Source organism: Citrobacter sp. wls826 (genome assembly GCF_005281245.1).
Taxonomy (GTDB): Bacteria; Pseudomonadota; Gammaproteobacteria; order Enterobacterales; family Enterobacteriaceae; genus Citrobacter; species Citrobacter braakii.
Map to the genome: position 1 here is coordinate 311,787 of NZ_SZWS01000053.1, position 20,523 is coordinate 332,309.

Annotated in this window: 20 protein-coding genes and 1 pseudogene; 11 read left to right on the forward strand and 10 right to left on the reverse strand. The window is 53.7% G+C overall.

Annotated elements, in window-relative coordinates; translation table 11 throughout:
• The 3 genes from nirD to tsgA all read right to left on the reverse strand — a co-directional run.
• A partial coding sequence (gene nirD, locus FDW87_RS13905; RefSeq protein WP_137379856.1) for a nitrite reductase small subunit NirD occupies positions 1-295 on the reverse strand: 295 nt, incomplete at its 3' end.
• Entirely contained in the window at positions 292-2,835 is a 2,544-nt protein-coding gene (gene nirB, locus FDW87_RS13910; RefSeq protein WP_137379842.1) for an NADPH-nitrite reductase large subunit, read from the reverse strand. The genes nirB and nirD, both read right to left, overlap by 4 nt.
• Before the next feature lie 327 nt (positions 2,836-3,162).
• Positions 3,163-4,344 (reverse strand): MFS transporter TsgA, encoded by a 1,182-nt coding sequence (gene tsgA, locus FDW87_RS13915; protein WP_016154778.1) that lies wholly within the window; start codon positions 4,342-4,344, stop codon positions 3,163-3,165.
• Between the two features lie 264 nt (positions 4,345-4,608).
• Here tsgA and ppiA point away from each other — a divergent pair, with 264 nt between their 5' ends.
• The 5 genes from ppiA to argD all read left to right on the forward strand — a co-directional run bounded on the left by ppiA (position 4,609) and on the right by argD (position 7,945).
• Positions 4,609-5,181 (forward strand): peptidylprolyl isomerase A, encoded by a 573-nt coding sequence (gene ppiA, locus FDW87_RS13920; RefSeq protein WP_019078158.1) that lies wholly within the window; start codon positions 4,609-4,611, stop codon positions 5,179-5,181.
• Between the two features lie 106 nt (positions 5,182-5,287).
• The gene (locus FDW87_RS13925; protein WP_016157626.1) at positions 5,288-5,455 is read left to right on the forward strand and encodes a YhfG family protein; all 168 of its coding nucleotides are present in this window, start codon (positions 5,288-5,290) and stop codon (positions 5,453-5,455) included.
• The gene (locus FDW87_RS13930) at positions 5,445-6,047 is read left to right on the forward strand and encodes a putative adenosine monophosphate-protein transferase Fic (RefSeq protein ID WP_104652066.1); all 603 of its coding nucleotides are present in this window, start codon (positions 5,445-5,447) and stop codon (positions 6,045-6,047) included. The genes FDW87_RS13925 and FDW87_RS13930 overlap by 11 nt, the downstream gene beginning before the upstream one ends.
• Positions 6,048-6,078: 31 nt before the next feature.
• Positions 6,079-6,642 carry an aminodeoxychorismate synthase component 2 gene (pabA, locus tag FDW87_RS13935; protein WP_016154776.1) on the forward strand — a complete coding sequence of 188 codons (564 nt, stop codon included), beginning with the start codon at positions 6,079-6,081 and terminating at the stop codon, positions 6,640-6,642.
• Positions 6,643-6,727: 85 nt separating this feature from the next.
• The gene (argD, locus tag FDW87_RS13940; protein WP_047415978.1) at positions 6,728-7,945 is read left to right on the forward strand and encodes a bifunctional acetylornithine/succinyldiaminopimelate transaminase; all 1,218 of its coding nucleotides are present in this window, start codon (positions 6,728-6,730) and stop codon (positions 7,943-7,945) included.
• Between the two features lie 42 nt (positions 7,946-7,987).
• Here argD and FDW87_RS13945 read toward each other — a convergent pair whose 3' ends face one another.
• Both FDW87_RS13945 and crp read right to left on the reverse strand, forming a co-directional pair.
• Positions 7,988-10,075 (reverse strand): YccS/YhfK family putative transporter, encoded by a 2,088-nt coding sequence (locus tag FDW87_RS13945; RefSeq protein WP_016154774.1) that lies wholly within the window; start codon positions 10,073-10,075, stop codon positions 7,988-7,990.
• A gap of 51 nt (positions 10,076-10,126) precedes the next feature.
• Positions 10,127-10,759 carry a cAMP-activated global transcriptional regulator CRP gene (gene crp, locus FDW87_RS13950; protein WP_000242758.1) on the reverse strand — a complete coding sequence of 211 codons (633 nt, stop codon included), beginning with the start codon at positions 10,757-10,759 and terminating at the stop codon, positions 10,127-10,129.
• A 308-nt stretch (positions 10,760-11,067) separates the two neighbouring features.
• Here crp and FDW87_RS13955 point away from each other — a divergent pair, with 308 nt between their 5' ends.
• On the forward strand, positions 11,068-11,475 hold the full coding sequence (locus tag FDW87_RS13955) for an OsmC family protein (protein ID WP_016154773.1): 408 nt from the start codon (positions 11,068-11,070) through the stop codon (positions 11,473-11,475).
• A gap of 93 nt (positions 11,476-11,568) precedes the next feature.
• Here FDW87_RS13955 and FDW87_RS13960 read toward each other — a convergent pair whose 3' ends face one another.
• From FDW87_RS13960 to FDW87_RS13975, 4 genes and pseudogenes are all read right to left on the reverse strand, one after another.
• Positions 11,569-12,438 carry a phosphoribulokinase gene (locus FDW87_RS13960; protein ID WP_003827751.1) on the reverse strand — a complete coding sequence of 290 codons (870 nt, stop codon included), beginning with the start codon at positions 12,436-12,438 and terminating at the stop codon, positions 11,569-11,571.
• A gap of 53 nt (positions 12,439-12,491) precedes the next feature.
• On the reverse strand, positions 12,492-12,710 hold the full coding sequence (locus FDW87_RS13965) for a YheU family protein (protein WP_049271906.1): 219 nt from the start codon (positions 12,708-12,710) through the stop codon (positions 12,492-12,494).
• A pseudogene (locus FDW87_RS13970) lies at positions 12,707-13,775 on the reverse strand (hydrolase). Before FDW87_RS13970 ends, FDW87_RS13965 begins: the two are co-directional and overlap by 4 nt.
• A gap of 104 nt (positions 13,776-13,879) precedes the next feature.
• Positions 13,880-15,781, reverse strand: coding sequence for an ABC transporter ATP-binding protein (locus FDW87_RS13975; protein ID WP_049271910.1), 1,902 nt, complete (start codon positions 15,779-15,781; stop codon positions 13,880-13,882).
• 132 nt (positions 15,782-15,913) lie between these two features.
• Between FDW87_RS13975 and kefG the strand changes: the two genes are divergently transcribed.
• The 4 genes from kefG (at position 15,914) to slyD (ending at position 19,179) form a co-directional block, all read left to right on the forward strand.
• A complete protein-coding gene (gene kefG / locus FDW87_RS13980; RefSeq protein WP_137379857.1) occupies positions 15,914-16,465 on the forward strand; it encodes a glutathione-regulated potassium-efflux system ancillary protein KefG in 552 nt (183 codons plus the stop codon).
• A complete protein-coding gene (kefB, locus tag FDW87_RS13985; RefSeq protein ID WP_101700382.1) occupies positions 16,465-18,270 on the forward strand; it encodes a glutathione-regulated potassium-efflux system protein KefB in 1,806 nt (601 codons plus the stop codon). Before kefG ends, kefB begins: the two co-directional genes overlap by 1 nt.
• An 8-nt stretch (positions 18,271-18,278) precedes the next feature.
• The gene (locus tag FDW87_RS13990) at positions 18,279-18,479 is read left to right on the forward strand and encodes a YheV family putative zinc ribbon protein (protein WP_016154768.1); all 201 of its coding nucleotides are present in this window, start codon (positions 18,279-18,281) and stop codon (positions 18,477-18,479) included.
• Positions 18,480-18,573: 94 nt separating this feature from the next.
• The gene (gene slyD / locus FDW87_RS13995) at positions 18,574-19,179 is read left to right on the forward strand and encodes a peptidylprolyl isomerase (protein ID WP_003023634.1); all 606 of its coding nucleotides are present in this window, start codon (positions 18,574-18,576) and stop codon (positions 19,177-19,179) included.
• A 49-nt stretch (positions 19,180-19,228) separates the two neighbouring features.
• Here the strand turns inward: slyD and FDW87_RS14000 are convergent, their stop codons facing one another.
• Positions 19,229-19,447: a protein SlyX gene (locus FDW87_RS14000; protein WP_003023639.1), complete on the reverse strand. Its 219-nt coding sequence runs from the start codon at positions 19,445-19,447 to the stop codon at positions 19,229-19,231.
• A gap of 232 nt (positions 19,448-19,679) precedes the next feature.
• Between FDW87_RS14000 and fkpA the strand changes: the two genes are divergently transcribed.
• The gene (fkpA, locus tag FDW87_RS14005; protein WP_016154767.1) at positions 19,680-20,498 is read left to right on the forward strand and encodes an FKBP-type peptidyl-prolyl cis-trans isomerase; all 819 of its coding nucleotides are present in this window, start codon (positions 19,680-19,682) and stop codon (positions 20,496-20,498) included.
• Positions 20,499-20,523 lie beyond the last annotated feature (25 nt).

The window sequence follows — 20,523 nt, forward strand, 5'->3', positions numbered from 1 at the left end:
CTCGGGCTTCGTAATGTTTCACGGAGAACTGTTCGTCTTCCATGCACAGACCGTCGCTTAAGCGAAAGCGCTGTTTTTTCAGCGGGCTGGCGACCCACAATTCGCCCTGATGTTCAGCAATCAGCCCACGAGAAAGCACGCTGGACTCGAAGAATGGGTCGATGTTGCTGATCGCAAACACCTGGTCGCTGTGATACGGGCGGAAAATCGCAACTTGCTCGCTACCTAACAGGGCGCAGACGCCTGTTGCAGGCAGAATGTCATCGATTTTGCAGATGTTTTTCCACTGGCTCATGCGTTTTCCTCCACCAGAGTCACCGGGATACGCTCATAGGGCGTGGCCGGACGATGTTGTTCACGTTCAGGCACAACCTGGACATTCGGATCGCGTTGATCGCTGTTGATAAAGTGTTTGAAGCGAACCTGTGCGGATGGGGTGTTAACTGTCTCTGTCCACTCGCAGACCACCGCTTCACGCAGACGGGCCATCTCTTCTTCCAGGTGCTGGTTCAGCCCCAGTTTGTCGTCGATGATGACCGATTTCAGATATTCGATACCGCCTTCCAGGTTGTCTAACCATGGTGCGGTTCGGGTCAGTTTGTCGGCGGTACGGATGTAGAACATCATGAAACGATCAAGGTATTTGAGCAGCGTTTCGCGGTCGATATCCGCTGCCAGCAGGTCTGCATGACGAGGTTTCATCCCGCCGTTACCGCAAACGTACAAGTTCCAGCCTTTCTCAGTGGCGATGATACCCACGTCTTTGCCCTGAGCTTCCGCACATTCACGGGTACAGCCGGAGACGCCGAATTTCATTTTGTGCGGGGTACGAATGCCCTTGTAGCGGTTTTCCAGCTCCACGCCGAATCCGACGCTATCGCCGACGCCATAACGGCACCAGGTACTGCCTACGCAGGTTTTCGCCATACGCAGGGCTTTGGCGTATGCGTGACCGGTTTCAAAGCCCGCTTCAATCAGCTGACGCCAGATTTCCGGCAGGTCATCTTTTTGCGCGCCGAACAGGCCGATACGCTGAGAACCGGTGATTTTGGTATACAGGTTAAATTCACGCGCGATACGGCCCACGGCCACGAGGCCTTCAGGAGTAATTTCTCCGCCCGCGGAGCGCGGGATCACGGAGTAGGTACCGTCTTTCTGGATGTTCGCCAGGAAGTTGTCGTTAGTGTCCTGCAGCGGCGTGTGCTGTGGTTTGAGGATGTACTCATTCCAGCAGGAGGCCAGCAGGGAACCTACGGTTGGTTTACACACTTCACAGCCGTAGCCTTTCCCGTGTTTTGCCAGCAGCTCTTCGAAGGTTTTAATTCCTTCTACACGGATCAGATGGAACAGTTCCTGACGCGAGTACGGGAAGTGTTCACACAGGTTGTTGTTAACTTCGATCCCCTGTTTCGCCAGTTCAGCGTTCAGGACCTGCGTTACCAACGGGATACACCCGCCGCAGCCGGTACCAGCTTTGGTTTCAGCTTTCAGCGCCGCAACGGTGTGGCAGCCTTTGTTGATAGCGGCGATCAGCATGCCTTTGGTGACGTCGAAGCAGGAGCAAATCTGCGCGCTGTCCGGCAGTTTATCGACACCGATAGACGGCTTACCGCTGCCCGCGTGAGCTGGCAGAATCAGTGAGTCTGGGTTTTCCGGCAGTTCGATGGCGTTCAGCACCAGCTGCAGCAGGTTGCCGTAATCGCTGGTGTCACCGACTAAAACCGCCCCGAGCAGGGTTTTGTTATCTTCGCTAACGATGAGGCGTTTGTAGACTTCTTTGCTTTCGTCGAGATAGACGTAGCTACGGGCGCCCGGCGTGCGCGCATGCGCGTCGCCAATCCCGCCGACGTCAACACCGAGCAGCTTCAGCTTGGCGCTCAGATCCGCACCTTCAAAGGCGTTTTCGGTTTCGATAATATGGTCAACGGCAACCTGCGCCATTTTGTAGCCTGGAGCGACCAGACCATACACGCGGTTGTTCCAGCTGGCGCATTCGCCGATGGCATAGATGTCCGGATCAGAAGTCTGGCAAGTATCGTTAATCACAATACCACCGCGCGGCGCAACGTCCAGGCCGCATTGGGTGGCCAGTTTGTCGCGTGGGCGAATACCGGTAGAAAAGACGATGAAATCGACTTCCAGTTCGCTACCGTCGGCAAAACGCATGGTTTTGCGCGCTTCGGTGCCTTCCTGGACGATCTCTTTAGTGTTTTTGCTGGTGTGGACACGCACGCCCATGCTTTCAATTTTGCGACGTAACTGCTCGCCACCCATGTGATCCAACTGTTCGGCCATCAGCATCGGGGCAAATTCAATCACGTGGGTTTCAACGCCGAGGCTTTTCAGCGCCCCGGCGGCTTCCAGGCCCAGCAGGCCACCGCCGACGACGGCACCACGTTTGCTACGGCGCGCGCAAGACTCAATGGCGTTGAGGTCTTCGATGGTGCGGTAAACGAAGCAGTCTTGGGTTTCCGAACCTTTAATCGGTGGGATCCACGGATAAGAGCCTGTCGCCATGATCAGCTTATCGTAATAGACCGTACGACCCGCGCTGGAGTGGATCACCTTCTCCTGGCGGTTGATGGTGATTGCGCGCTCGCCCACTAACACCTTAACGCCATGCTTCTCGTAGAATCCTTCACGCACCAGAGAAAGTTCTTCGGCGGTGTGGTGGGAGAAGTAGGACGACAGGTGGACACGGTCGTACGCTTTGCGGGGTTCTTCACAGAAGACGGTAATATCAAAATTGGCAGCGTCGGATTTATCAAGAAGATCCTCAATAAAGCGATGGCCGACCATACCATTACCGATAATAGCGAGTCTGACTTTGCTCATTTTTGCCTCGATTTCTTTTCTATTACTGCCTACCTTAACGATTCAGCAACCCCGCTTATTGATGCAAATCAAATTCGCCTTTATATACTCCTTAAGAGGTATATAGCTGATTTAACTGCATTTTTATAAGTTACGGAATTAACAGGCTTTTCGTGTTTGTATAAATAGCGTACAAATTAAGGGGTTTTTGTAAGAATTGGCCTACAGCACCAGAGAAAGAAGAGGGCGCGGGAATAGGCCGGAGGGCGTCTGCGCCTTATCCGGCCTACGAACAGCTTGTCTTGTAGGCCGGATAAGATGCGTTAGCATCGCCATCCGGCACTCAGATTAATGCGTTGCGGGCGCGTTATGCTGGCGATGACGCGTGACGAACCCAAGAATAAAGCACATCACGAATACGACCGCATACAAGCCGTTAGCCGTCTGCAATGCCGCCAGCGGACCGCTGTGCGCCACGATAGGGCCAGTGACCACGAAGGTGAGCATAGTACCGATGGTGCCACAGGTCAGAACGAAGTTAACCAGTTTAGGTGATGCGACCTTCGTCTGCTGGGAGCCGAGGGTAATGATGGTGGTATAAATCGCGCTGGAGAAGAAGCCCAACGTCAGAATGAACCACGGCATATGCTCCGGCGTACCGGTGATAAACAGATACATCAGGACGGTGGCCACACCCGCCAGTACGGTCAGGATGCGCTGCAAATCGAAGAAACGCAGGATAAAGCTAAATGCCCACATGCCAACCATGTAAGACATCCAGAAGTCGCTGACCAGTTTACCTGCGTCGTTCAGGCTCATGCCCAGACTTTTGGCGTATTCCGGCACCCAGGAGATAAAGCCCAACTGACCGAGGATGTAGCACAGCGCGGCGATCGCCAGGAACAGCACGCCAATGCCCCATTTTTCTTTTACCACTGGCGCGTCCGGTTGCTGCGCGTGTTTACCCAGCGCCGGGAATTCGCAGCCGAAGGTCAGCAGGAAAATGGCGACGTATACCAGGCCGATGCAGGCATAAACCCAATACCATTCGATGCTGCGCGCTAACAGGAATGCTGCCACCATCGGAAAAATCATGCCGGCCATGCTGAAGAAGGAGTCAGTAAACAGCAGGCGGGAACCGCGCTGGCGACCTTCGTACATCTGAGTCACCAGGAACGTACCAATCGACATGGTGATACCGCTCACCAGACCCAGTACAAACATGGCGGCTGAGAACAAGGCCAGGCTATGGCTGAGCATCAGTCCGGCGACCGCCAGAACCATCAGGATAAAGCCAAAGCGCAACTGGGTTTTCAGTGGCACAATTTCCATCAGCCATGCATTCAGAAAAATAGAGATCAGAATGCCGGCATTCAGAAAGGTGAAGGTGTTACTCATACTGGAAACGGGCAAATGGAAGTAATCTGCGATGTTTCCCATCACCATCCCGGTGACAATTACCAACGCGCCTGTCAGGGCGTAGGAGAGAAAGCTAATCCATGTGAGCTTGATGCGATTGCTGTTAGTCATGACTGGCCTGTATAGAAGTGTTAGGCGCATTGACTGCGCCGTGAGCGGGCAGATTTTAGGCGCTTTAGTGATGCATTTAAATGTTTATTGGTAATTACTTGCTACGTTACATTTTTTTATGTGATCTAGATCGCATTGAATCTTGAGGCTATAAGGTTACATTTGTTTCAAGTACGTAAAATTAAGTAAAGGGATGGCCTTGTTCTTGAAGGCTCTTTAGAATCAATTCACTTGCTTCATTTCTGCTCTTGTTAAGGAATTCTCATGCTCAAATCGACTCTGGCGGCTGTTGCAGCTGTTCTCGCTCTTTCTGCTCTTTCTCCCGCAGCACTGGCAGCAAAAGGTGACCCGCATGTCCTGCTGACAACCTCTGCCGGTAACATTGAGCTGGAGCTGAACAGTCAGAAAGCCCCAGTTTCAGTGAAAAACTTTGTCGATTATGTCAACAGCGGTTTCTATAACAACACCACGTTCCACCGCGTGATCCCTGGCTTCATGGTGCAGGGCGGCGGTTTTACCGAGCAGATGCAGCAGAAGAAACCTAACCCGCCAATCAAGAATGAAGCTGATAACGGACTGCGTAATACCCGCGGCACGATTGCCATGGCGCGTACAGCAGATAAAGACAGCGCGACCAGCCAGTTCTTTATCAATATTGCAGACAATGCGTTCCTCGATCACGGCCAGCGCGACTTTGGGTACGCGGTCTTCGGTAAAGTTGTGAAAGGTATGGATGTCGCGGATAAGATCTCTCAGGTGCAGACCCATGATGTTGGTCCTTACCAGAATGTCCCGTCAAAACCGATTGTTATCCTGTCTGCCAAAGTCCTGCCGTAAACGTCTTTTACGCGGGCAGTTCCTGTCCGCGTTCTTTCCCTTCTCTGCGTAACCTGAAATTGCCGCTTATACTTGTGGCAAGTGTCGGCTCATTCAGGGAGGTCACGTGAAAAAACTCACCGATAAACAAAAGTCCAGACTCTGGGAACAACGGCGAAATGCCAATTTCCAGGCCAGTCGGCGGCTGGAAGGCGTGGATATTCCACGGGTGACTTTGAGCACGGAAGACGCCCTGGCGCGTCTTGAAGAGTTGAGGGGGCACTATGAGCGATAAATTCGGTGATGGACGCGATCCCTATTTGTATCCGGGCCTGAATGTCATGCGTAACCGTCTGGGGATTCATCAGGCACAGCGCCTGGCGCAGGCGGCGTATGAACTGACGGCGCTGCGTGCGGCCACTATCGAATTAGGCCCGCTTAAACGGGGCTTGCCGCATCTGTGCGCCATTCATCGCCAACTGTATCGGGATATTTTTGACTGGGCGGGACATCTGCGAGAAGTGGATATTTACCAGGGCGATACCCGCTTTTGTCATTTCGCTTATATCGAGAAAGAGGGCAATGCGCTGATGCAGGACCTGGAAGACGAGTCCTGGTTGGTGGGGTTACCGGAAGATAAGTTTGTGGATCGTCTTGCGCACTATTATTGCGAAATCAACGTGCTGCATCCGTTTCGTATTGGCAGCGGTCTGGCACAGCGAATTTTTTTCGAACAGTTAGCGATTCATGCCGGGTATATATTGAGCTGGGATGACATTCCGGTTGAGGAGTGGAACCTGGCTAATCAGAGTGGGGCGATGGGGGACCTGTCTGCGCTTAGGGCGATATTTCGTAAAGTGGTAAGCGAAGCCCCGGAAACTGAGTAGAATAGCGCGGTTCTTATGTACCGGAGCCGCCATGATCCTGCTTATCGATAACTATGATTCTTTTACCTGGAACCTGTACCAATACTTCTGCGAACTGGGCGCTGATGTCCTTGTCAGGCGCAACGACGAACTGACGCTGGCGCAAATCGACGCGCTAAGCCCGCAAAAAATCGTAATATCCCCAGGCCCCTGCACGCCGGATGACGCTGGGATCTCATTGGATGTTATTCGTCATTTCGCGGGCAAGACGCCCCTGCTGGGTGTTTGTCTGGGACATCAGGCTATGGCGCAGGCCTTTGGCGCGACAGTGGTTCGGGCAGCTAAAGTGATGCACGGTAAAACCTCGCCAATTACGCATAACGGGCAGGGTGTTTTTCAGGGGCTCGCCAACCCATTAACGGTGACGCGCTACCACTCTCTGGTGGTTGCCCCCGCGACGCTTCCTGACTGCTTTGAGGTGACGGCCTGGAGTGAAACGCAGGAGATTATGGGCATTCGTCACCGCGAGTGGGATATGGAAGGTGTGCAGTTTCACCCGGAGAGTATTCTCAGCGAACAGGGGCATCAACTGCTGGCTAATTTCCTCAACAGGTGATTTGTGGTTGCTATTCAGTGATTTTTTATTCATATTTTGTGATTATAATTTCACTAACATTTCTGCTTAACAGGGTGGCAATGACATGGCAACTGAACAAACTGCAATTACGCGCGCGACATTCGATGAAGTGATTCTGCCGATTTATGCACCGGCTGAGTTTATCCCGGTAAAAGGAAAAGGGAGTCGAGTCTGGGATCAACAGGGCAAAGAGTATGTTGATTTCGCGGGCGGCATTGCAGTTACTGCACTAGGGCATTGCCATCCGGCCCTGGTGGAGGCGTTAAAAACCCAGGGTGAAACCCTGTGGCATACCAGCAACGTTTTCACCAACGAACCGGCGTTGCGCCTGGGCCGTAAAATCATTGATGCGACCTTCGCCGAGCGCGTGCTGTTCATGAACTCGGGTACCGAAGCTAACGAAACCGCCTTTAAGCTGGCGCGCCACTATGCCTGCGTGCGCCATAGCCCGTTCAAAACCAAAATCATTGCCTTCCATAATGCGTTTCACGGCCGTTCGCTGTTTACCGTGTCCGTCGGCGGGCAGCCGAAATATTCTGACGGTTTTGGACCAAAACCAGCGGATATCATCCATGTACCGTTTAACGATCTGCATGCGGTCAAAGCGGTGATGGACGATCACACCTGTGCGGTAGTGGTTGAGCCTATTCAGGGGGAAGGTGGCGTCACTGCGGCAACGCCGGAGTTCCTGCAAGGTTTGCGTGAACTTTGCGACCAACACCAGGCGCTATTGGTATTGGATGAAGTGCAGAGCGGGATGGGCCGTACCGGCGATCTGTTTGCCTATATGCACTATGGCGTGACGCCGGATATCCTCACCAGCGCGAAGGCCCTCGGCGGCGGCTTCCCGGTGAGCGCGGTGCTGACCACCCAAGAGATTGCCTCCGCATTTCATGTGGGTTCGCACGGTTCCACTTACGGTGGTAATCCGCTGGCCTGCGCAGTTGCGGGGGCAGCGTTTGATATCATCAACACGCCGGAAGTGTTGGAAGGTATTCAGGCTAAACGTCAGGCGTTTGTCCAACATTTGCAGAAAATTGATCAACAGTTCGACATTTTCAGCGATATTCGCGGGATGGGGCTGCTGATTGGCGCCGAGCTGAAGCCGCAGTTTAAAGGCCGGGCGCGCGATTTCCTGTATGCCGCCGCGCACGAAGGGGTGATGGTACTCAACGCCGGACCGGACGTGATGCGTTTCGCGCCGTCGCTGGTAGTTGAGCAGGCGGATATCGATGAAGGGATGCAGCGTTTCGCACAAGCGGTAGCGAAAGTCGTTGCCTGATTACCTGTTGCCGGATAAGCACAGCGCATCCGGCAGTCGATCTTAACCTTTCATGTCCCGCAGACGGCGGCTCAGCCAGATTCCGTGGTGCGGTCGCTGACGCCATGCTACCGACGAAATGGTGTGCATGGTGTTCAGATGCCCCAGTATCCGTTGCAGATGCTGCTCAAGGGTGCTTAACGGACCGTGGGACAGCATCTCTGGCGCTTCGAGAATATTCACATCGCCTGAGCTTCCCGGTCCGTCATATTCCAGCCGCTGCTGACAGCGCTGGAGCGCAATTTCACAGGATTCCAGATACCGCTGCGCTAAATCCGGCGTCAGCATTGTGTGTTCCCTTGCCAGTGTGGTCATCGCGTTGATGTGCTCGACGATGAACTGGCTGTGCGTGACCCACAGTTTCATGTCCGCCAGGTAGTGCGAGTTGAATCCTGGCTCCTGCATCGCCTGGTTCAGTGAGTTGAACAACGTGTTATGCGCCTGATTGACCCGCATGCGTTGATACGCCAGCGGCGTGGCCTGCGGATCGTTGCTGAGGATCAGGCGAATGGCCTCCTGATCGGCTTCTAACGCATCATGGGCGTTCTTACGCAGCAGGCCGCTCTGCCACTGCGGCCACAGCCAGAGTGTACCGCCAAAGGCGATTAAGCAGCCAATAACCGTATCGACAAACCGCGGCACGATAAACTGTTCTCCGTTCAGCGTCAGCAGTTGCAGGGTGTATACCGCCGTGACCGTAAAGCCGACGGTAGCCCAGCCGTAGTTTTTGCGCATGATCAGATAGCTACCCAGGGTAATCAGCAGCATGCCTGCCAGCGTGTAACCTTCCTGAATATGAAAGTGCAGGGTGACCCCGGCAATGACCAGTCCAACGAGCGTTCCTGCTGAACGGTGTAAAATACGTACCCGGGTTGCTCCGTAGCCATTTTGCGTGACGAACAGGATAGTCATCAAAATCCAGTAAGGCTTTGGCAGGTGTAAAGCGCTGCCCATCAGGCTGGCGATACTTAGCATGACACTGATGCGTCCGGCATTACGCAGCGCCGGCGATTTCAACGACAGATAGTTTTTCAGGGCCGGGATCAGCGGCAACCGACGCTGCTTGTCCGCCATTAAATCTCGGGCGTACAGCGGTCGCTGGGTGCGTAGCACGCGGGCAATACGGCTGAAGTGCCAGTAGCAAAATTGTCCCACCGGATTGTCCGGGTGCTGGTTGGCGATTTTCTCCAGCGTGCCAATCTGCTTGTCCATCGAGAAACGGGTCGGCAAGCGGTGATACAAAATATCATCGGCCAGTACCCGAAGGCGTTCGGCGACGGTGCGCGCATTCCAGCGAATCACCTGTTCGGCGTGGCTACGTTCGACCAGCTTTTGCACCTCTTCCGGCTGGTGGAGGCTGACGGAAATATGCTCCTGCAAGTCCAGTGCCTCCTGAAAGGCACGCAGCAGGCGCTTGTAATCGTTGTTGCGATGCGCCGACAGCATATGCATTTGCTGGTAGCACTGGGTAATCAGATCCACCGCTTTCTGCTGGCGAACCAGCAGGGGAGGCAGCGCTTTTTCCGGATCGGCATGCTGGGTCAGCAGGCTGTACTTGGCCTCACAGTAATCGGCTAATTCACGGTACAACAAGCTGAGCGATTCACGGAGCGGCTGCTCGCGCCACATCCAGAACCAGAACCAGTTGAACAGGCCGTACCATAACGTGCCCAGCGCATAGATCAGCAACGGTTCCCAGACGGGCATGTTCCCGACCAGGCTTAGCGTGAAAATCGCGGCGATAAGTGAGGCCGGTAACAGTCGGGCATGCAGAGGGCTTAGCTCGGCGGTTACGCCAAGAATCAGCGTCAGTCCGGTGAGGATAAGCGGCAGCGGTATGGCCTGTGCCAGCAGCAACTGCATGATCAGACTGCAACCGGCAAACAAAGACGCGCCAATAGCTAAACGTTTGAAAAAGCGCTTGTGCGGGGTATCAAGGCCGGCAATGTTGCAACAGGCAGGGACCAGGGAGAAGAGGAGTCCCAGATGAAGCTGACCGATGATCAGACCAACAGCCACAGGTAAACATAGCACCAGCGTCTGCCGTAGTGCGTAGTTGATCTCTGGATGGTATATCAGTCTTCGCCACATCGGTGTAAACAAAAGTGGCGCATCACTGAGTAACGCGCCACTTCGATGGGGTTAACGGGTGCCGTAGACGACGATGGTCTTACCGTGTGCGGAGATCAGGTTTTGATCTTCCAGCATCTTCAGAATACGACCAACGGTCTCACGGGAGCAGCCAACGATCTGGCCGATTTCCTGACGGGTGATTTTAATCTGCATGCCGTCCGGGTGGGTCATCGCATCAGGCTGTTTCGCCAGATTCAGCAGAGTCTGCGCGATACGACCCGTTACGTCGAGGAAGGCTAGGTTGCCGACTTTTTCAGACGTGACCTGCAGGCGACGAGCCATCTGTGAAGACAGGCGCATCAGAATATCCGGGTTGACCTGGATTAATTGGCGAAATTTTTTGTATGAAATTTCAGCGACTTCACATGCGGTTTTGGCTCGTACCCAGGCGCTACGTTCCTGACCTTCTTCGAAGAGGCCTAATTCACCAATAAAATCGCCCTGATTCAGATAAGAAAGGATCATTTCTTTCCCTTCTTCATCTTTGATCAGCACTGCCACTGAGCCTTTAACGATGTAATACAACGTTTCCGCTTTTTCACCCTGGTGAATCAGCGTGCTCTTCGATGGGTACTTATGAATATGGCAATGAGACAAGAACCATTCGAGAGTCGGGTCTGTTTGCGGTTTGCCAAGCACCATGCGCGGTTATCCTCTGTTATAAGCTGTCTCCAGAGCCAGAAAACGACGCTGCCTCTGGGTTTGCAAAAATATGCTTCCCGCTACCTGGGAAAGGGGCTGTCAAAAATTAACTGCAGCCTGTAATGTGATGTCCTCTGCATACATGCAGTACGTCAATGTATTACTGTAGCATCCTGACTGTTTTAGCATAGCTTTCGCCGTGTGTCTCCTGGTGTCTCGCTTCAGCATGACGCAGGTCGCCTTCCGTTGCGAGAATTGTTATGTACGCGTAATCTGTCAGGAAAATTGAAACATTGGAGTTACGAAATATGCAAGCGCGTGTAAAGTGGGTTGAGGGGTTAACCTTCCTCGGTGAGTCCGCCTCTGGTCACCAAATTTTGATGGACGGTAACTCCGGTGATAAAGCGCCGAGCCCGATGGAAATGGTATTAATGGCTGCGGGTGGTTGCAGCGCAATTGATGTGGTTTCGATCCTGCAAAAAGGTCGTCAGGATGTGACCAACTGCGAAGTGAAACTGACCTCAGAGCGTCGTGATGAAGCGCCGCGCCTGTTTACCCACATTAACCTGCATTTCATCGTAACGGGTAACGATCTGAAAGATGCGTCCGTTTCGCGCGCAGTCGATCTCTCTGCGGAAAAATATTGCTCTGTGGCGCTGATGCTGGAAAAGGCGGTGAACATTACCCACTCCTATGAAGTGGTTGCTGCTTCGTGATGTCATGCCTGATGGCGTTTCACTTATCAGGCCTACAGGATATAAACGCGTAGGCCGGATAAGGCATCAGCCGCCATCCGGCAAAATAACACCTTACTCTATCTTTTTGCCTTCCATCAGTCGCTGGACCAGCGGCAGCATAATCAATTCCATCGCCAAACCCATTTTCCCGCCCGGAACAACCAACGTATTGATGTGGGAAATGAATGATCCCTGCAGCATGGCCAGTAGCCACGGGAAGTCGATCCCTTCCAGGTTCCGAAAATGAATCACGACAAAGCTTTCATCCAGTGATGGAATACTTTTGGCGGCAAAGGGGTTGGAGGTATCGACGGTCGGTACGCGCTGGAAGTTAATATGCGTACGGGAAAACTGCGGCGTAATGTAATTGATGTAATCGTCCATTGAGCGCACCACCGAGTCCATCACCGCTTCGCGCGAGTGTCCCCGCTCGCTGGTATCGCGGGTCAGCTTCTGAATCCATTCCAGGTTCACGATCGGCACTACGCCAACCAGCAGATCGACATGCCGGGCCACGTTTTGCTGTGGGGTTACGACGCCGCCGTGCAGTCCTTCATAGAACAGGACATCCGTCGGTTCAGGCAGCGGCTGCCAGGGCGTAAATGTACCCGGAACCTGATTCCACGGTACGGCCTCATCGTAGGTGTGCAGATATTTTCGCGACTGACCTTTGCCCGTCTGGCCGTATTCGATGAAGGTTTGCTCCAGCAGACCGAAGTCATTAGCTTCGGGGCCGAAATAGCTGATATGCCGCCCGGCATCGCGCGCTTTGCGAATCGCCATGTCCATTTCCGGACGGGTATAACGATGAAAACTGTCACCTTCCACCTCGGCGGCGCGCAGATTTAACTGCGCGAAAATTTTACGAAACGCGAGGCTGGTGGTGGTGGTCCCCGCGCCGCTGGACCCTGTTACCGCAATCACCGGATGTTTGGCAGACATAACAACTCCATGAATAGGTTGAATTTTTATTATAGTCGGCCGTCGGTTACGGATTACTCGCGAATCTGCTTCCTCGGCATAATGTTGACCGTTTCATGCAGTTCGGACCATACCAGCACGGCTTCACCAGATTGTAGTTGGCGTTTGACGTCGGCGACTTTTTGTTCGAGCGAGCGTTCATGTTCACCATAATCGGTGCCTTCGCGCAAGACAAAGCTTTCAATCAGATTGTCCAGCGCGTCCGGGGAGATGTCGTGCCAGGGAATGATCATGATGATGCCTCCAGATACGTTGTCAGCCAGTCCGGGATTCTGGATTCCAGCCACATCTCAGGACGGCGCACCGTGCCGCCAATGAATCCGACGTGGCCGCCGTGTTCCGTCAGTTGATACTCTACCTGTGAGGGCAGATTTTCCGGTTTAGGGATCACGTGATGATCCATAAACGGATCGTCTTTGGCATGGATAATCAGCGTGGGTTTGGCAATCTGGTTGAGCAATGGCATAGCGCTACACTGACGGTAATAGTCTATAGCATCGGCGAAACCGTGGATTTTGGCGGTGATCAGATCGTCAAAATCGCGAATGCGACGCAGAGATTTCAACTGGCCCAGACTCACCGGCAGCGATCCTGGATACGCCTCTAGCTTACGCGAGGCATTGGCTTTCAACAGGTTTAGCAGGTAGCGCTGATAGACCCGGGAGAATCCCTTGTCCATATGGTAACTACAGGCTTCCAGCACGAAAGGCGCGGAAACGATAACCGCGGCATCAATTGGAATCTCATTACCTTCTTTTGCCAGCAGACAGGCCAGCATGTTTCCACCGAGCGAATAGCCTACCGCCGCGGTCGGCACGCGACCGAACTCACGTGCCAGCCAGTGTAAAAACCAGGTGCCATCTTCTGTTTCACCGGAGTGATAAATACGGTTCAGACGATTGGGTTCGCCGCTGCAGCCGCGAAAATGCATCACCACGCCCAGCCAGCCGCGCTTTTGCGCTGCTTCAATCAGGCCATGTGCGTACGGGCTGTTCAGACTGCCTTCCAGACCGTGAAAAACCACCAGGCGCGGTTTATGTTTCGCCTGCTGCGGATCTTCACTCCATGCCAGATCGACAAAATCACCGTCGGGCAATTCCAGACGCTGCCAGTGGGCGTCGAACTTCACCTTGCGGCGAATTAAACGCGGCAGCATCGTCTGCAGATGGCGGTTACTGATACCGCGCATCGGGCGGAATTCTCGCGAATCGTCGGTAGGTGGAGTTATTTCTGTGGACGTGATTTCAACCATAACACCAGAGCAATTAATAATCGGAAAGAATAACTATACCGCGCACAGCGCGTGCGGGTTAGCCAATATGTGATTTTGTCGCGAGTCAGTCAGCAGGCAATCATCGGCTATAGTGCCGGATGGCGGCTTCGCCTTATCCGGCACTCATGATTACTCGGCCAGCATCTGCTCAAGCTGTTCCTGAGCCTCCAGCCAGGCCATCTCGCACTCTTCCAGTCCGGATTTCGCACTGGCCTGCTGCTGCAAGCATGCCGTGAGTTCGGCTTTGCGGCTTTGGTCGTACAGCTCGCTATCGCCGAGTTTTTCTTCCGCCTGTGCCAGCTGTGCGTGCAGTTTCTCCATCTCTTTTTCCAGACGGGTAATCTCTTTACGTAGCGGTTGCGTCAGGGTGCGTAGTTCAGCTTCGCGACGCTTCTGGTCTTTACGTGCCTGGGCGCTGTTAACGCTCTCTTTTGCCGGTTCGTCGCTCTGGTTTTCCTGTTTTTGCACATCGCTCAGCCACTGCTGATAATCCTCAAGATCGCCATCAAACGGCTCGACTTTCTTGTCGTGCACCAGATAGAGGTCATCGGTAGTGGAGCGAATCAGGTGACGGTCGTGCGAGACCACAACCAGTGCGCCTTCGAAATCGATCAGCGCTTCGGTCAGCGCCTGACGCATATCCAAATCCAGGTGGTTGGTCGGTTCATCAAGCAGCAGCAGGTTCGGGCGCTGCCAGACGATCAATGCCAGCACCAGACGCGCTTTTTCACCTCCGGAGAAGCGGCGAGTCTCTTCGCTGACTTTATCGCCCTGGAAGCCGAATCCGCCGAGGTAGTCTCGCAGTTTCTGCTCCAGCTCCTGCGGCGCCATGCGCGCCAGGTGCTGAATCGGTGATTCATCGGCGCGCAAAAACTCCAGCTGGTGCTGTGCGAAGTAACCCAGCTTGATGCCTTTTGCCAGGCCAATCTCGCCGTTGATGGGGGCCAGTTCGCCGGCCAGCAACTTAATCAGCGTAGATTTACCCGCGCCGTTGCGTCCGAGCAGGCCGATGCGAGACCCCGGTACCAGATTCAGTTTGATCGAATCGAGAATGACGCGGTCGCCGTAGCCGGCGCTGACCTTTTCCATCTTTAACAGCGGGTTCGGCAGGCTTTCCGGCTCGCGGAAGCTGAAGTGGAACGGGTTGTCCACGTGCGCAGGGGCAATCAGCTCCATGCGTTCCAGCATTTTGATACGGCTCTGCGCCTGCTTTGCTTTGGTGGCTTTAGCGCGGAAACGATCGATATAGCTTTGCAGATGCGCCACGCGCTCCTGCTGGCTTTCGTACATTGCCTGTTGCTGTGCGAGGCGGGTCGCTCGCTGGATTTCAAACGCACTGTAGTTACCGGTGTACTCGAACATCGTTTGCTGTTCGATATGAATAATTTTATCCACCACCGGATCGAGGAAGTCGCGGTCGTGGGAGATCAAAATCAGCGTGCCCTGATAGCTTTTCAGCCATCTTTCCAGCCAGATCACCGCGTCGAGATCGAGGTGGTTGGTCGGTTCATCGAGCAGCAGCAGGTCTGAACGGCAAATCAGCGCCTGAGCCAGGTTGAGACGCATACGCCAGCCACCGGAGAAATCGCTGACGGGACGTTCAAGCTGTTCGTTGGAGAAGCCGAGGCCATGCAGCAGGCTGGCGGCGCGTGAGCGCACAGTCCAGGCGTCGATGGCATCCAGCTTGCCATGGACGGTGGCAATGGCGTGTCCATCGTTACGTTCGTTGGCATCGTTCAACTGTGCTTCCAGTTGACGATACTCGCGGTCGCCGTCAATCACATACTCCAGCGCCGGCTGTGGCAACGCAGGCGTTTCCTGATTAACCCACGCGAGCTGCCAGTTTCCCGGATAGGTAAATCCTCCAGCGTCGGCGCTGAGTTCATTTTTCAGCAATGCCAGCAGGGTAGATTTACCGCAGCCATTTTTACCTACCAGGCCAACTTTCTGCCCTGGATTAATGGTGGCCGTGGCATTTTCCAGCAAGACGCGCACGCCGCGACGAATTTGTAACGATGAGAAAACAATCATAAGGCGCCGTATGTTCAGACTATGTTAATTTATCATTATGATAATGTAATGTGTGGGCCATTTGCCGCACCGAGGCGCAATGGTAGCCCAAAACGTCGAAAATAGACAAAAGACAAAACCGGGAGGGGGATGATGTTCCAGCCAGCGAAAGTCTTGCTGCTGTATGCCCATCCGGAATCTCAGGACTCGGTCGCGAACCGGGTACTGCTTAAACCGGCCATGCAGCTCAGCAATGTTACCGTGCACGACCTGTACGCGCACTATCCTGACTTTTTTATCGACATTCCGCATGAGCAGGCGCTGCTGCGCGAGCATGATGTGATTGTTTTTCAGCACCCGCTCTACACCTATAGCTGCCCGGCGTTGTTAAAGGAGTGGCTTGACCGCGTACTGAGCCGAGGATTTGCCAGCGGCCCCGGGGGGAATCAACTGGCGGGAAAGTACTGGCGGAGCGTTATCACTACCGGCGAGCCGGAAAGCGCCTACCGCTATGACGCGCTAAACCGTTATCCAATGAGCGATGTACTGCGCCCTTTTGAGCTAACGGCCGGTATGTGCCGCATGCACTGGATGAGCCCTATCATTGTCTACTGGGCCAGACGGCAAACGAAGCAGGAGCTGGACAGCCATGCGAAAGCGTATGGTGACTGGCTGGCGAATCCGATCCCTGTGGGAGGCCACTGATGGAAGGTTCTGATTTATTGACTGCCGGCGTGTTGTTCCTCTTCGCGGCGGTGGCTGCCGTTCCGCTGGCCTCAAAGCTGGGTATCGGTCCGGTGCTGGGTTACTTGCTGGCGGGGATTGCTATCGGCCCATGGGGATTAGGGTTCATCAGCGATGTGGATGAAATCTTACACTTTTCCGAACTGGGCGTAGTTTTTCTGATGTTCATCATTGGGCTGGAACTTAATCCAGCCAAACTGTGGCAATTGCGGCGTTCAATTTTTGGCGTCGGCGCCGCGCAGGTGATGCTAAGCGCGGTCGTGCTGGCAGGGCTACTGATGCTTACAGCGTTCTCCTGGCAGGCAGCAGTGGTTGGCGGCATTGGTCTGGCGATGTCATCGACTGCTATGGCGCTACAGTTGATGCGCGAAAAAGGCATGAATCGCAGTGAATCCGGACAGCTGGGCTTTTCGGTGCTGCTGTTTCAGGATCTGGCGGTGATCCCCGCGTTGGCGCTGGTTCCGCTGCTGGCGGGGTCTGCTGACGAACATTTTGACTGGATCAAAGTGGGGATGAAGGTGCTGGCCTTTGCCGGCATGCTGATTGGCGGGCGCTATTTGCTGCGTCCGGTTTTCCGCTTTATTGCGGATTCTGGCGTGCGGGAAGTGTTCACCGCCGCCACGCTGCTGTTAGTGCTGGGTTCTGCTTTATTTATGGATGCGCTGGGTCTGTCGATGGCGCTGGGGACCTTTATCGCGGGCGTTCTGCTGGCGGAAAGTGAATACCGACATGAGCTGGAAACGGCAATCGATCCGTTTAAAGGCCTGTTGCTTGGCCTGTTTTTTATCTCCGTAGGTATGTCGCTTAACCTTGGCGTGCTCTATACCCATATTTTGTGGGTGGCGGCGAGCGTGATAGTGCTGGTGGTAGTAAAAATGCTGGTGCTGTATGTACTGGCGCATCTTAACGGCATGAGAAGCTCAGAACGGATGCAGTTTGCCGGGGTTTTAAGCCAGGGCGGTGAATTCGCTTTCGTGCTGTTTTCAACGGCCTCTTCTCAACGGCTGTTTCAGGGTGACCAAATGGCGCTGTTGTTGGTGACCGTCACGCTATCGATGATGACCACGCCGCTGGTGATGAAGTTGATTGATAAATGGCTCTCTCGCCAGTTTAACGGTACGGATGAAGAAGATGAAAAACCTTGGGTGGAAGATGATAAACCGCAGGTGATTGTGGTGGGTTTTGGGCGCTTTGGTCAGGTTATTGGTCGTCTGTTGATGGCCAATAAAATGCGTATTACCGTCCTGGAAAGAGATATCAGCGCAGTGAATCTAATGCGCAAATATGGCTATAAGGTCTATTACGGTGATGCCACGCAGGTGGATCTGTTGCGTTCAGCGGGTGCAGAAGCCGCACAGTCTATTGTTATTACCTGTAATGAACCTGAAGACACTATGAAGCTGGTGGAGCTGTGCCAACAGTATTTTCCGCATTTGCATATTCTTGCGCGTGCGCGCGGACGTGTAGAGGCGCATGAGTTATTACAGGCTGGTGTGACGCAGTTTTCCCGCGAAACGTTTTCCAGTGCGCTGGAGTTAGGGCGAAAAACGCTGGTTACGTTAGGCATGCATCCGCACCAGGCTCAGCGCGCTCAGCTGCATTTTCGGCGGCTGGATATGCGCATGTTGCGGGAACTGATCCCCATGCACACGGATACGGTACAAATCTCCCGAGCCAGGGAAGCCCGGCGCGAGCTTGAGGAGATTTTCCAACGAGAGATGCAGCAAGAGCGACGTCAACTGGATGGCTGGGATGAATTTGAGTAGAGGTAACCATGGCAATTCGTAAACGTTTTATCGCAGGCGCAAAATGTCCGTCCTGCCAGGCGCAGGATACGCTGGCGATGTGGCGCGAAAATAATATCGATATTGTTGAGTGTGTTAAGTGCGGTCATCAGATGCGGGAAGCCGATAAAGAGGCGCGCGAGCACGTTCGCAAAGAAGAGCAAGTGATCGGGATTTTTCATCCGGACTAGCGATATGGCGCAGCTTTTTTTAAGCTAGAGGGTACACGGGTGCAGAATTCCGCTACAATCTGCGCCACTATTCTTTCCATGCTCAGGAGATATCATGAAAGTAGCAAAGGACCTGGTGGTCAGCCTGGCCTATCAGGTACGTACAGAAGACGGTGTGTTGGTTGATGAGTCTCCGGTGAGTGCACCGCTGGACTACCTGCATGGTCACGGTTCCCTGATTTCTGGCCTGGAAACAGCGCTGGACGGTCATGAAGTTGGCGACAAATTCGATGTTGCTGTTGGCGCAAACGACGCATACGGTCAGTACGACGAAAACCTGGTGCAGCGCGTTCCTAAAGACGTCTTCATGGGCGTTGACGAACTGCAGGTTGGCATGCGTTTCCTGGCTGAAACTGACCAGGGTCCAGTACCGGTAGAAATTACCGAAGTGGAAGACGACCACGTTGTGGTTGACGGTAACCACATGCTGGCTGGCCAGAATCTGAAATTCAACGTAGAAGTTGTCGCTATCCGCGAAGCGACCGAAGAAGAGCTGGCTCATGGCCACGTTCACGGTGCGCACGGTCACGACCACGATCATGACCACGGTCATGACGGTTGCTGCGGTGGTCACGGTCACGACCATGGTCACGAGCACGGTGGCGAAGGCTGCTGCGGCGGTGGCGGTAAAGGTAACGGCGGCGGTTGCGGTTGCCACTAATCGGTATATGGCATAAAAAAAAGCGGGAATATCCCGCTTTTTTTATGTCTCAATAATGTGGCGGCGGGGTCTCTTCAGACTGCGACGCGATGTGGGACGGCTGCGTTGCCTTGAGCTTCTCCGTCAATAAACGCAGATGGTCGCGGAGTTTTGCCATTTCCAGTTCATGCGCGGTCACCGTCACGTTGAGCTCTTCAATGGTTATCTCCTGAAATGCCAGGCGACTTTCCAGTTCAGCCAGGCGAGTTTCCATTGTTGTATCCTGCATGATTCACCTCTTTCTTTTTTCTCCGGCAGATCGCGGACTGCGGCGAATTCTACTTAACTTTGCCTGTTTGCACAGCACTCAATCTTCGGTCACGAAACTAATTTAAACAAAAAGAGTCTGAAAAGTGGTGATAATAGGGCGTGCCCGTATGTTGATTTGTTCTGCAACGCTTTATAGTACATTTTTATGTTAGCTAACCTTGGGGTGAGATGCCCCGGCCCTGGAGATATGGATGAAATCACTGTTTAAAGTAACGCTGCTGGCGACCACAATGGCTGTTGCTCTGCATGCCCCGATCACCTTCGCTGCTGACGCTGCGAAACCAGCCGCTACTGCTGACAGCAAAGCAGCATTCAAGAATGACGACCAAAAAGCCGCTTACGCGCTGGGCGCGTCCCTGGGTCGTTATATGGAAAACTCTCTGAAAGAGCAGGAAAAACTGGGCATCAAACTGGATAAAGATCAGCTGATCGCTGGCGTTCAGGATGCGTTTGCAGACAAGAGCAAACTGTCTGACCAGGAAATCGAACAAACTCTGCAGGCGTTTGAAGCACGCGTGAAGAGCTCCGCTCAGGCGAAAATGGAAAAAGACGCGGCTGACAATGAAGCCAAAGGTAAAGTTTACCGCGAGAAATTTGCTAAAGAGAAGGGCGTTAAAACCTCTTCTACTGGCCTGGTCTATAAAGTAGAGAAAGAAGGTACCGGCGCTGCACCGAAAGATAGCGATACCGTGGTAGTCAACTACAAAGGTACGCTGATTGATGGTAAAGAGTTTGATAACTCTTATACTCGCGGTGAGCCGCTCTCTTTCCGTCTTGACGGTGTTATCCCGGGCTGGACCGAAGGCCTGAAAAACATCAAGAAAGGCGGCAAAATCCAGCTGGTTATCCCGCCGGATCTGGCTTACGGCAAAACCGGCGTACCGGGCATTCCGGCTAACTCTACGCTGGTCTTTGATGTTGAACTGTTAGACATCAAACCGGCACCGAAGGCCGATGCGCAGCCAGATGCTGCACCGGCAGCTAAAGCTGCGGACAGCAGCAAAAAGTAAGTAACCAGATACCGCCGCCCACAGG

Coding starts and splice junctions, on each gene's coding strand:
- pabA (WP_016154776.1), top strand. CDS start 6,079: ATGATCCTGCTTATCGATAACTATGATTCTTTTACCTGGAACCTGTAC.
- FDW87_RS13990 (WP_016154768.1), top strand. CDS start 18,279: ATGGCAATTCGTAAACGTTTTATCGCAGGCGCAAAATGTCCGTCCTGC.
- kefB (WP_101700382.1), top strand. CDS start 16,465: ATGGAAGGTTCTGATTTATTGACTGCCGGCGTGTTGTTCCTCTTCGCG.
- FDW87_RS13960 (WP_003827751.1), bottom strand. CDS start 12,438: ATGTCTGCCAAACATCCGGTGATTGCGGTAACAGGGTCCAGCGGCGCG.
- FDW87_RS13955 (WP_016154773.1), top strand. CDS start 11,068: ATGCAAGCGCGTGTAAAGTGGGTTGAGGGGTTAACCTTCCTCGGTGAG.
- FDW87_RS13930 (WP_104652066.1), top strand. CDS start 5,445: ATGAGCGATAAATTCGGTGATGGACGCGATCCCTATTTGTATCCGGGC.
- crp (WP_000242758.1), bottom strand. CDS start 10,759: ATGGTGCTTGGCAAACCGCAAACAGACCCGACTCTCGAATGGTTCTTG.
- FDW87_RS13975 (WP_049271910.1), bottom strand. CDS start 15,781: ATGATTGTTTTCTCATCGTTACAAATTCGTCGCGGCGTGCGCGTCTTG.
- kefG (WP_137379857.1), top strand. CDS start 15,914: ATGTTCCAGCCAGCGAAAGTCTTGCTGCTGTATGCCCATCCGGAATCT.
- FDW87_RS13945 (WP_016154774.1), bottom strand. CDS start 10,075: ATGTGGCGAAGACTGATATACCATCCAGAGATCAACTACGCACTACGG.
- FDW87_RS14000 (WP_003023639.1), bottom strand. CDS start 19,447: ATGCAGGATACAACAATGGAAACTCGCCTGGCTGAACTGGAAAGTCGC.
- FDW87_RS13965 (WP_049271906.1), bottom strand. CDS start 12,710: ATGATCATTCCCTGGCACGACATCTCCCCGGACGCGCTGGACAATCTG.
- nirB (WP_137379842.1), bottom strand. CDS start 2,835: ATGAGCAAAGTCAGACTCGCTATTATCGGTAATGGTATGGTCGGCCAT.
- ppiA (WP_019078158.1), top strand. CDS start 4,609: ATGCTCAAATCGACTCTGGCGGCTGTTGCAGCTGTTCTCGCTCTTTCT.
- fkpA (WP_016154767.1), top strand. CDS start 19,680: ATGAAATCACTGTTTAAAGTAACGCTGCTGGCGACCACAATGGCTGTT.
- tsgA (WP_016154778.1), bottom strand. CDS start 4,344: ATGACTAACAGCAATCGCATCAAGCTCACATGGATTAGCTTTCTCTCC.
- slyD (WP_003023634.1), top strand. CDS start 18,574: ATGAAAGTAGCAAAGGACCTGGTGGTCAGCCTGGCCTATCAGGTACGT.
- argD (WP_047415978.1), top strand. CDS start 6,728: ATGGCAACTGAACAAACTGCAATTACGCGCGCGACATTCGATGAAGTG.